8 protein-coding genes and 2 pseudogenes are annotated in these 10,689 nt (G+C 59.8%); 9 read left to right on the plus strand and 1 reads right to left on the minus strand.

The window, feature by feature from the left end; genetic code table 11:
* Window positions 1-16 precede the first annotated feature (16 nt).
* Window positions 17-1,318: a phenylacetate--CoA ligase family protein gene (locus BK670_RS12735; RefSeq protein WP_123450064.1), complete on the plus strand. Its 1,302-nt coding sequence runs from the start codon at window positions 17-19 to the stop codon at window positions 1,316-1,318.
* Complete coding sequence (locus BK670_RS12740; RefSeq protein WP_123450065.1) at window positions 1,306-2,244, plus strand: GNAT family N-acetyltransferase; 939 nt, start codon at window positions 1,306-1,308, stop codon at window positions 2,242-2,244. The genes BK670_RS12735 and BK670_RS12740 overlap by 13 nt, the downstream gene beginning before the upstream one ends.
* Before the next feature lie 58 nt (window positions 2,245-2,302).
* Here the strand turns inward: BK670_RS12740 and BK670_RS12745 are convergent, their stop codons facing one another.
* Complete coding sequence (locus tag BK670_RS12745; protein WP_123450066.1) at window positions 2,303-2,830, minus strand: hypothetical protein; 528 nt, start codon at window positions 2,828-2,830, stop codon at window positions 2,303-2,305.
* Between the two features lie 381 nt (window positions 2,831-3,211).
* Here BK670_RS12745 and BK670_RS30225 point away from each other — a divergent pair.
* From BK670_RS30225 to glgA, 7 genes and pseudogenes are all read left to right on the plus strand, one after another.
* Window positions 3,212-4,342: pseudogene (locus BK670_RS30225) on the plus strand (HAMP domain-containing protein); the annotation flags it as partial.
* Between the two features lie 333 nt (window positions 4,343-4,675).
* Window positions 4,676-5,203 (plus strand): annotated as a pseudogene (locus tag BK670_RS30230) (methyl-accepting chemotaxis protein); the annotation flags it as partial.
* Between the two features lie 323 nt (window positions 5,204-5,526).
* Complete coding sequence (locus tag BK670_RS12760) at window positions 5,527-5,973, plus strand: DUF411 domain-containing protein (protein WP_123450069.1); 447 nt, start codon at window positions 5,527-5,529, stop codon at window positions 5,971-5,973.
* The gene (locus BK670_RS12765) at window positions 5,973-6,407 is read left to right on the plus strand and encodes a YqaA family protein (protein WP_123451371.1); all 435 of its coding nucleotides are present in this window, start codon (window positions 5,973-5,975) and stop codon (window positions 6,405-6,407) included. The genes BK670_RS12760 and BK670_RS12765 overlap by 1 nt, the downstream gene beginning before the upstream one ends.
* An 87-nt stretch (window positions 6,408-6,494) precedes the next feature.
* A complete protein-coding gene (locus BK670_RS12770; protein WP_123450070.1) occupies window positions 6,495-7,544 on the plus strand; it encodes an alpha/beta fold hydrolase in 1,050 nt (349 codons plus the stop codon).
* Between the two features lie 13 nt (window positions 7,545-7,557).
* Window positions 7,558-8,511 carry a D-2-hydroxyacid dehydrogenase family protein gene (locus tag BK670_RS12775; protein WP_123450071.1) on the plus strand — a complete coding sequence of 318 codons (954 nt, stop codon included), beginning with the start codon at window positions 7,558-7,560 and terminating at the stop codon, window positions 8,509-8,511.
* 583 nt (window positions 8,512-9,094) lie between these two features.
* Window positions 9,095-10,681, plus strand: a complete 1,587-nt coding sequence (gene glgA, locus BK670_RS12780; protein ID WP_123450072.1) for a glycogen synthase GlgA — start codon at window positions 9,095-9,097, stop codon at window positions 10,679-10,681.
* Window positions 10,682-10,689: the final 8 nt, after the last annotated feature.

Genomic DNA, 10,689 nt, shown 5'->3' on the forward strand with positions numbered 1-10,689 from the left:
TATTAAAGAGATCACCATGAACCCAACACATGAACTGAACAAGTTGTTCGCTTTTGCCCGCGAACATTCAAAGTATTACGCCAGACATTTGCAAAACGTTGCACCGCAGACCAGCGCTCTGAATGAACTACCGGTGATCGATCCAAAACAATACTGGGCAAGTAGCGAGAACTTCGAACAATGGCCAGTACTGACTTCAACGGTCGAATGCGCTTTGGTATTCAAGACCGGCGGAACAACCAGCGCCGGTAAACTTTCAGTATTTACCCGCGAAGAGTGGCAGACACTTGTGCGGGACTTCGGCAGCCATCTCGCTGGCCAACTCAATCCTGGCGACCGGGTGGCGAATCTGTTTTTTGTCGGCGATCTGTACGCCAGTTTCATTTTTATCCACGACGCATTGGCGTACGAAACAGCGGGTGTTACCGAATACCCGTTTACCGGCAACGTCGACCCTGGGGTGCTGGCCGACTCGATCCGCCAACACCGGATCAATGTGCTGGCCGGCGTGCCCGCGCAATTACTGACGTTCGCCGGCGCGCTGGAGCGCCAGGCGCAAGCCTTGGGCGAAGTCGACACAATCCTTTACGGTGGCGAAAGCCTGTTCGCCGGACAAATGCAGGCGTTGCGCCGGGTGTTCCCCAACGCGCGGGTTGCCTCCATCGGTTACGCCAGTGTCGACGCCGGCTTCATCGGCGCCACGAGCCGCGATTGCGCCCTCGGCGAACATCGGATGCTGGCCAGCCACAGCGTGCTGGAAATCGTCGACGAACACACCGGTGAAGTGATCGAAGAATGCGACCGAACCGGGCGACTGCTGATCACCAACCTGACCCGCCGGCTGATGCCGCTGATTCGCTACCCCGTGGGTGACCTCGCCTGCTGGCGAGAACCGGCCACCGCGTCGATGCGCAAGTTCGCCTTGATGGGCCGCAGCGCGAGCAGTCAGCGGGTGCGGGTGAGCAGCCTGACCCTGTTGATCGAAGACATTGCCGGGATCGTTCAGCGCATCACCGCCAGCGACGACTGGCAACTGCTCATCAGCCAATCGGCCAGCGTCGATACTGTGTGCCTGAAATGGGTACGCGATGTGCTCAACCCCGCAACCGCCCAGACCAACGCAACCCTGCAACGGCTACTGGTCGAGCAATACCCGCTGATCGCGCAACTCTGCATTGATGGCCAACTTGAACTGCAGGTCGCCGATTGCACACCCGATGAACTCACTCGCCATCCGCGCTCGGGCAAACGCCAACGCGTCGTCGACCAGCGTAGCTACGTCCCCCCGCATGCGGAGCAACGTCCATGGACAACGTGACGCTGCGCAGTTATCGCCCGTGTGACGCCGGGGCCGTCAGCCGCCTGTTTCGGCAAATCTATGGTGATCACTACGTGCAACCGCACGTGTATTTGCCGTTGATGATCAACCAGAACCATGGCGAGGGTCGCTGGCATTCGCTGGTCGCGCAATCCGGCAAAAAAATCCTCGGCCACGCCACGTTGTGCAGGAATCCGGGATCACACACGGCGGAACTGGCATTGAGCGTGGTACACCCGTCGACCCGCGGGCAGAACATCGCCACGCGGTTGGGCATTGGGCTGTTGATCCATGCACAGGCGGCGGGTTTCCATGGAGTGACGATCAAACAAGTGACGCAGCATGCCTACACACAACGCATGGCTGACAGACTAGGCTTCTGTAGCACGGGACTGATGCTCGACTATGTCCCGTCGCCGTTTGGCGAACCATTGCCGGAGTCCGTCGTCATCGGCTACACCCCAATCGATGGTTATTGCCGCCCGCTCCCGGCGCTGCCATGGCCAGACAGCTGTCGCGACTTCATGGAGCATTTGTGCGGCGTATTCGGAACGCAAGAAAAGGACGCGCCCTGGGTGGGTCAGCCCCTGCAGATCGAACATTGTTCCGGGCGTTATGACGTGATGCTGAAACACCTTGATAGCCGTTTGCTTAAACAGCTACGCGAACTGCCCCGGCACTGGATGGTCTCGATCCGGCTCAGGCTGGCAGCCGGTTTTGCCAAGGCCGTGGACAGCCTGTCGGCGATGGGTTTCGTCTTCACCGGGATTGCCCCGAATGATCGCTGCGCGGGGTGGCTGGCGCTGTTTCATCGCGGCTATCGGCCACGTACGCTGGAGCTGCGTTGCCCGCACATCCAGCGCCTGCATGATCAGGCACAACGGCACATTGCAGCGCCGGCCAGTCAGACGTCAGCGCGTTCCTGAACCAAGAGCCGACATTTCGATCAGCCCGCTCGCGCGTTGAGCGGGCTACACCAATGACTTACGCCTTGGCTTTGACGCCCTCGTCCGCCGGTTTCGCGGCGTTGCCTTCACCGTAGGTCTTGAGGTTTTGCAACACATAGATGGCTTTCTTGAACTCGGGAATCAGGTTCTTGCCGTAAGCGTTGCCATTGAGGCCATTGTTCTGGATGGCATCGAGCTGGGTGGCGAAGTATTCCAGCGCGTTGAATTTGGCATCGACATCCTTGGTCACGCCGAAACGGTCGAACTTGTCGCCCGCGTTCATCAACGTAAACGAAGTGATTTCGGAGATCAGACCGCGGCCACGCAGGAACGCGCTCAGATTACCCAGCTGTTTTACCGAAACATTCGCAGGGTCGAAGCCCTTGATCTGCTTGCGCAACCCCTGCTTGTCCATTTCGGCGGTATTCAGCGCGTTGGGATCGTTGCCGACCATGGTCAGCATCTGCTGAACCTTGACACTCTGGGCCACCTGTTTCTTTGCACCGGTGTTGCGCACCAGAATGCCTGCCTTGCTCTCCCAACCGCCGACAATACCGATCGTCATGAGAAGACTCCCTGTGAAATGACCATGAAATATCCGTGTTACGCACTATTAATGGGCGCGAGTATCGTTGGGCCAACTGATGGCACCAACTTCTTTCTGCGCTTTTTTACAATTCTTGTACATTCTCGATACAAAAGCCCAATAGCCCGCAGCGACTGAGCCAAAGCTGTCATGACAATGACATGAAAATCACTTTTCAGAGGGTTGGCGTGCACTGATCCGCGCCTGTGTATCGATCTCGATACTGGCCAGTCATCGGCATTATTGCTTTCTAGGACGTAAGTACCTAAAGCTTCCCGCCGCAACGACGATACGCTGTCGACACCCGCACTTTTTTACCCCTGCCCCCCAATAAGAAACGCAGCTCAAGGACCGGTCTCCATGCCCGCATTCCGCACCATTCAGGCTCGCTACACGCTGTTTCTGGTTCTGTTCATCCTCCTGTTGTCAGTGCTGACCGTGGTTGGCATCAGCCAACTGGTCGCCCCCAAGCTGCGTCATACCGAAGAACAGGTCGTGCTCAACCGCATCGCCGAAGTCGCCGAACAGATTCAGGGCGAGTTGAACAAGGTGCAGGCACAACAGCGCAGCATCACCCAGACCATCCCGTTGCTCGACAGCGCCGCCATCGACTCGGTATTGCCGGGGCTGGTGGATCAGTACGGCGAACTGAAAGTATTCGGCGGCGGCATCTGGCCGCTGCCGGGGCAGCGTGAAGCCGGGCGCAACAAATTCAGTACCTTCTGGCACCGCGACGCATCGGGCAAACTGGCCGTGAACACATTCTGGAACAGTGACGCGGCGCCCAACTATTACGACCAGAGCTGGTACAAGGGCGGCATGGCCACACCGCGCGGCCAATGCGCCTGGGCGGCGGCGTATAAAGATGATGCCAGCGCCGAGCCGCGCACCAACTGCGCCATGGCCATCCAGAAAAACGGCAGTGCCTGGGGCGTGTCGACCATTGACGTGACACTGGGCTTCTTCAACGACCTGGTGGCGCGCAAGGAAAAAGACCTCAACGCCGAGATGCTCATCGTTGAAGCCGACGGTAAGATCATCAGTAACAGCTCGCGCATCAGTGGCCCGATCGTGCTGAAGAACATCAGTGAACTGGCCGGCACATCGACCTTCGCCAGCCAGGTCAAAGCCGGGCTGCAGAACCGCGATCAGGCGCAGCGCGTCGAATTCGACAACAACGGCGAAGCCAGCACCTTCTTCATGCGGCCGATTGAAGGCACGCCGTGGTTCCTCGCCAGCGCCCTGCCGACGAAAATGCTCACCGCCCAACGTGATGACGTCCTCAGCACCTTGAGCCTGTTGCAGATTCCGCTGGTGATCCTGCTCGTGCTGTTGCAGGTCTACGCGATTCGCCAGTTGGTGCAGCGCATGAAAGCGTTGAAAGCCAACATCGATCTGCTGTCCAGTGGCGACGCCGACCTGACGCGCCGCATCACCATTCGTGCCGAAGATGAACTGGGTGCCATCGGCCATTCAGTCAACACCTTCATTGCCTACCTGCAGAACATGATCGGCGAAGTCACCCAGGCCACCGGCGCCATGGCGTCCAGCCTCGACAACCTGCAACGTACCTCGGCGCAGACCAGCCAGATCCTGCTGCGTCACGCTTCGGAAACCGATCAGACCGTTACCGCCATCACCGAGATGAGTTCGACAGCAGAAAGCGTCGCGCAGAATGCCGCCGAAACCGCCGCGTTCACCCAGCGCGCCAACGAAAACGCCGACCGTTCCCGCGTAGTGGTGGGCGAAGCAACCAATAGCGTCGTGGCGCTGATCGATGAAGTGGCCAGTGCCACGCACAAAGTCGAAAACATGCAGCAGGACGCCCAGCGCATCACCGAAATTCTCGGCGTGATCGGCGCGATTGCCGGGCAGACCAACCTGTTGGCGCTCAACGCGGCTATCGAAGCGGCGCGCGCCGGTGAACAGGGCCGCGGTTTTGCCGTGGTGGCCGATGAAGTCCGCGCCCTCGCCGCGCGCACTCAGGCCAGCACTTCGGAGATCAACGAGATGTTGACCCGCCTGACCCAAGGCGTGAGTTCGTCGGTCAGCGCCATGGAAAACACCCAGGCCAGCTGCCAGTCCGCCGCCGACGCCACCGCCCGGGTCAACTCGGGGCTGGATGAGATGGCCGGTTCGGTCAGTCACATCAACAGCCTCAGCACGCAGATCGCCACCGCGGCCGAGCAGCAAAGCGCCGTGACCGAAGAGATCAACCGCAGCATGGTGCAGATTCGCCACATGGTGGATGAACTGGTACAAAGCGGCAAAGCCAGCGAACTCAATACCCACCAGTTGCTTGAAGCCAACAGCCGGGTGAGCGCGATCATGGGGCGTTTCAAAGTGCGCTGATCCCTGCGTTCCTACACTGGTTTTCTGCCAATCAGATAACCCATGTGGGAGCGAGCCTGCTCGCGAAAGCGTTCGTTCAGTCAGCGCATACAGTGCCTGACACACTGCCTTCGCGAGCAGGCTCGCTCCCACAGGGTTCGATGGCATTCACGCAATTGCTGGCTGACAACATTGTCATCTCGCGCTCAGCTACCTGTCAGCGTTGATCTACGATCATCCTGCTCGTCCGCGTTGCAACAACTGGAAACATTGCGTTGATGCCCGGCGGCAAAAACCGGTCAAAATGCGTGCTTTCCGATCGTCACCCGAGCCGAGAATTCGTTATGCGAACCCACCTGCGTCTGGCCGCCCTGAGCGCCCTGTTCATCTCCTCCCTGGCCCAGGCCGCCGACCTGATCCCGATCGAAGTCCACCGCGACGCCAATTGCGGCTGCTGCAAAAAATGGATCAGCCACCTCGAAGCCAACGGCTTCAAAGTCGAAGATCACGTCGAAAGCGACATGAGCAGCTTCAAACAACAACACGGCGTTCCGCCTCGTTTGGCCTCGTGCCACACCGCGATCATCAACGGCAAATTCGTCGAAGGCCATGTGCCGGCGGAACAGGTGCTGGCCCTGAGCAAGCGTGACGATCTGCTGGGCGTCGCCGCACCGGGCATGCCAATGGGGTCGCCGGGCATGGAAATGGACGGCATGAGCGATGCTTATCAGGTCATCGGCCTGAAAAAGGACGGGGCTGACGTGGTGGTGGCGGATTACCCGGCCCATTGATCATCGCGGCTTACGGCGGGCTGTTTCTCGCTGCATTCGGCGCGGCGACCTTGCTGCCGCTGCAGTCCGAGGCATTGCTGGTCGGTTTGATCGTCAGCGAGCGCTACTGGCTGTGGGGCCTGCTCGCGGTGGCGACGCTGGGCAACGTACTCGGCTCACTGGTCAACTGGTGGCTGGGCCGCAGGATCGAGCGTTTTCAGGATCGGCGCTGGTTTCCGGTCAGCCCCGCGCACATGGCCAAGGCGCGCAAACACTATGAGCGCTACGGCCACTGGTCGTTACTGCTGAGCTGGTTGCCGATCATTGGCGACCCCCTGACACTGATTGCCGGTGTCATGCGCGAACCGCTCGGGCGGTTTCTGTTGATCGTCACCCTGGCCAAAGCTGCACGTTACGGCGTGCTGGCCATGCTGACGCTGGGCTGGCTGGGTTGAACGATCGGGCGCGGGCATTGCCTGTGTTTAACGTCGGCGTAATCCAGTCGTTCCAGCATCGGCCGATTTCAAACGGAGTTTGACCTTATGTCTGTGATGTTTTCCCGTTGGCTCCCCGGTCTGTTCTTCTGCGCTGCCCTGCCTCTGTCAGCGCAGGCTGCGACGCCTAACGAAGCCGCGCCGGAAGGCCCGGCCTATGGCCCGGAACTGCAAGGTTTCGAATATCCCTACACCCTTAAACACTTCGCCTTTCAGTCCCAGGGCAAATCCCTGCAGATGGGCTACATGGACGTCGCCGCCCACGGCAAGCCCAATGGCCGCACCGTGGTGCTGATGCACGGCAAAAACTTTTGCGCAGCCACCTGGGACAGTTCCATCAAAGCGTTGAGCGAGTCCGGTTACCGGGTGATCGCACCGGACCAGATCGGCTTCTGCACCTCCAGCAAACCCGACAACTATCAGTACAGCTTCCAGCAACTGGCGACCAACACCCAGCAGTTACTCAAAGCGCTGGGTATTCAGAAAGCCACGCTCCTCGGTCACTCCACCGGTGGCATGCTCGCCACGCGGTATGCCTTGCTGTTCCCCGAGCAGGTCGAGCAACTGGCGCTGGTCAACCCGATCGGCCTGGAAGACTGGAAAGCCCTTGGCGTGCCCTACCGCACCGTGGATCAGTGGTATCAGCGCGAGCTGAAGGTCAGCGCCCAAGGCATTCGCGATTACGAACGAACCACTTACTACGATGGCCGCTGGAAACCGGAATTCGACCGTTGGGTCGATATGCTCGCCGGTCTGAGCAAAGGCCCGGGCAAGACCCAGGTCGCGTGGAACTCGGCACTGATCTACGACATGATTTTCACCCAGCCGGTGTACTACGAGTTCAAGGATCTGAAGATGCCGACCCTGCTGCTGATCGGCACGTCCGACACCACGGCCATCGGCAAGGACCTCGCGCCGCCTGAGGTGAAAGCGAAAATCGGCCATTACGACGTGCTCGGCAAACAAGTCGCCAAGCTGATTCCGCAGTCGACGCTGGTGGAGTTTCCCGGCATGGGCCACGCCCCCCAAATGGAAGAGCCGGCGCAGTTCCACAAAGCCTTGCTCGGCTGGCTGAATACAACCAATCCCGTTCGTTGATGAGGTATGGCTGATGGCGGTGCAGATTGCAGTGATCGATGACTGGCAGGACGTGGCCCGCGGCGTGGTCGACTGGTCGGTGCTCGATAGCCTGGGCGAAGTGGCGTTCGAACACGATTACCCGGCGGACAACGCCACGCTGGCCGAGCGGCTGGGCCGCTACCAGGTGATTTGCGTGATGCGCGAGCGAACGCGTTTCGACGAAGACTTGCTCAAGCGTTTGCCCAATCTGAAATTGCTGGTCACCGGCGGCATGCGCAACGCTGCGCTGGACATGCAGGCGGCCGCAAAACTGGGCATCAAGGTCTGTGGCACCGACAGTTACAAGCATGCCGCGCCGGAGCTGACCTGGGCGCTGATCATGGCGGCCACGCGCAATCTGGTGAATGAGGCCAATGCCCTTCGCGCCGGTCGTTGGCAGCAAGGGCTGGGCGGTGATCTGCACGGCAAGACCCTCGGGATTCTCGGTCTGGGCAGTATCGGCCAGCGCGTGGCGCAGTTTGGTCAGGTGTTTGGCATGCAGGTGATTGCCTGGAGCGAGAATCTCACGGCCGAACGGGCCGGTCAGGTCGGTGTGACCTATGTCAGCAAGCAAGAGCTGTTCGAGCAGGCCGATGTGTTGTCGGTGCATCTGGTGCTCAGCGAGCGCAGTCGCGGGCTGGTCGATGCCCAGGCACTGGGCTGGATGAAGCCGACGGCACTGCTGGTCAACACCGCGCGCGGGCCGATTGTCGATGAAGCGGCGCTGATCAAGGCCTTGCAGAAGCAGCAGATCGCCGGGGCGGCGCTGGACGTGTTCGAACAGGAGCCGCTGCCAGCCATGCACCCGTTTCGCACACTGGACAATGTCTTGGCGACGCCGCATGTGGGGTATGTCAGCCAGCAGAATTATGAGCAATTCTTTTCGCAGATGATCGAGGATATTCAGGCTTGGGCGGCTGGTAATCCAATCCGTGCGTTAAATTAACCCCCACTGTAGGAGCTGCCGAAGGCTGCGATCTTTTGATCTTCGCTTTTAAAGGCAAAATCAAAAGATCGCAGCCTTCGGCAGCTCCTACAGGTGTTGTCTGTGGTCAGCCCATCAACAAACTGCCCGCACCACAACAGTGCAGCCACACGTCCCGCTAGCACAAATTCGTGACCGATCAGTCACCGTTTTCGCCCTCCCTCATAGAAAAACCTGCCCTTCGTCGGTGCGTTTCCCCCTCAAAAGCACGGTTTGCGCTGACTGCTAACCGATTGTCGAACAATTTACCCATTTGCGCCGCCCCGCTCTAGGATCTGGCCTAGACTGATTTTCGCGGGGTAAAACCGACCGGTCACATTGCCGAAAAAAAGTCGAAACTTTTGCGCGCGGCGGCGGGTCATCTGCAAGACAGGGCTAAAGCGAGTGGTGCAATCCTTGCAACGGCCCGTTCACCCATTCTGCTTGCGCGTGTTGGGTAGCGTTTGCTCACCGATGCGTGGCGCGTTTGCGCCCGGCCACAGGACTTGGCCATGGACATCGCTTGTTCGAGACAAGAATCAGATCAACGATACGGGAGATTCATATGATCAGTGCGGCATTGGATATTCAGGGAGAGCGTGCTCAGCAGGCGGTTGGTGAATCGAGCACCATCAGTGTTCCTGGCAGCCGACAGATCAACGTCCCCGGCACCAAAACGCTGACTCCAGTAGCGAGCCAGAACCCCAACAAGAAAAAAGTGTTGTTCGTCACCTCGGAAATCGCCGATCTGGTCAAGACCGGCGGCTTGGGTGACGTCTCCGCCGCCCTGCCCCGGGCCATGGCTCATCTGCATGATGTGCGCGTGTTGATCCCCGGTTATCCGCAGGTGATGCACAGCGAAAACCCGATCCATATCATCGGCGAACTGGGCGGCCATGCGGCGCTGCCGCCGTGCAAGATCGGGCGCATGGACATGCCGGACGGTCTGGTCATCTACGTGTTGATCTGCCCTGAGCTCTACGAGCGCGAAGGTTCACCCTACGGCGCCAATAACGGTCGCGACTGGCCGGACAACCACATTCGTTTCGCCCGCCTCGGCCTGGCCGCTGCCGACATCGCCGCCAACCTCGCGCAAATTCACTGGTGCCCGGATCTGGTGCACGCCCATGACTGGCCGGCCGGTCTCGCCCCTGCCTATATGCACTGGCGCGGGCAGCGCACGCCCACCCTGTTCACCATTCACAACCTCGCCTACCAGGGCGTGACCAGTCTGGGCTCCTGCCCTGAGCTGGGGATTCCCAACCATGCCTTGCAACAGGAAGGCATGGAGTTCTACGGCAAGATGTCGTTCCTCAAGGCCGGCATGGCGTATTCGAGCCATATCACCACGGTCAGCGCCACTTACGCGCAGGAAATCACCACCCCGGATTTTGGCTGTGGCCTCGACGGCTTTCTCGCCGCCAAGACCCAGCAAGGTTTGCTCAGCGGCATCCCCAACGGCATTGATGAGAGCTGGGACGCCGCCACCGACCCGCATCTGTTCGCACCGTTCGCCATCGGCGACTGGGAAGGCAAAGCGGTCAACGCTGCGCACGTCCGTGAACTGTTCGGCCTGAATGAGTCCGCCGGCCCGCTGTTCGCCGTGGTGTCGCGACTGGTTTATCAAAAAGGTCTCGACCTGACGATCGCGGTGTCCGAGTACATCGTGCAGAACGGCGGCCAGATCGCAATCATCGGCCGTGGCGAGCCGGAAGAAGAACAAGCCATGCGCGAACTGGCACTGCGCTTTCCCGGGCAGATCGGTGTGCGCATCGGCTTCAATGAAACCGACGCCCGACGCATGTTTGCCGGCAGCGATTTCCTGCTGATGCCCTCGCGTTACGAGCCTTGCGGTTTGAGCCAGATGTACGCCCAGCGTTTCGGCTCGCTGCCGGTGGCACGCAATACCGGCGGTCTGGCCGACACCATTGAAAACGGCGTCACCGGTTTCCTCTTCGATGAGTCCACCGCTGAAAGCTATCAAGAGGCCCTGAGCCGCGCGTTCAAGGTATTCGCCTTCCCCGAACTGCTCAACGCCATGCGCTGCCGGGCGATGGCTGCGCCGTTCAACTGGTGCAAAGCGGTTGAACCGTACGCCGAACTTTATGAACAACTGGTCGCCAAGGCGCTGGGTAAAGCTCACCACAAATAACCAGGGAG

Origin of the sequence: Pseudomonas fluorescens, from assembly GCF_003732425.1 — a bacterium.
Taxonomy (GTDB): domain Bacteria; phylum Pseudomonadota; class Gammaproteobacteria; order Pseudomonadales; family Pseudomonadaceae; genus Aquipseudomonas; species Aquipseudomonas fluorescens_BE.

Excerpts from the sequence above, each read along its gene's own strand:
- BK670_RS12735 (WP_123450064.1), top strand. The coding sequence starts at position 17 with ATGAACCCAACACATGAACTGAACAAGTTGTTCGCTTTTGCCCGCGAA.
- BK670_RS12740 (WP_123450065.1), top strand. The coding sequence starts at position 1,306 with ATGGACAACGTGACGCTGCGCAGTTATCGCCCGTGTGACGCCGGGGCC.
- BK670_RS12745 (WP_123450066.1), bottom strand. The coding sequence starts at position 2,830 with ATGACGATCGGTATTGTCGGCGGTTGGGAGAGCAAGGCAGGCATTCTG.
- BK670_RS12760 (WP_123450069.1), top strand. The coding sequence starts at position 5,527 with ATGCGAACCCACCTGCGTCTGGCCGCCCTGAGCGCCCTGTTCATCTCC.
- BK670_RS12770 (WP_123450070.1), top strand. The coding sequence starts at position 6,495 with ATGTCTGTGATGTTTTCCCGTTGGCTCCCCGGTCTGTTCTTCTGCGCT.
- BK670_RS12775 (WP_123450071.1), top strand. The coding sequence starts at position 7,558 with ATGGCGGTGCAGATTGCAGTGATCGATGACTGGCAGGACGTGGCCCGC.
- glgA (WP_123450072.1), top strand. The coding sequence starts at position 9,095 with ATGATCAGTGCGGCATTGGATATTCAGGGAGAGCGTGCTCAGCAGGCG.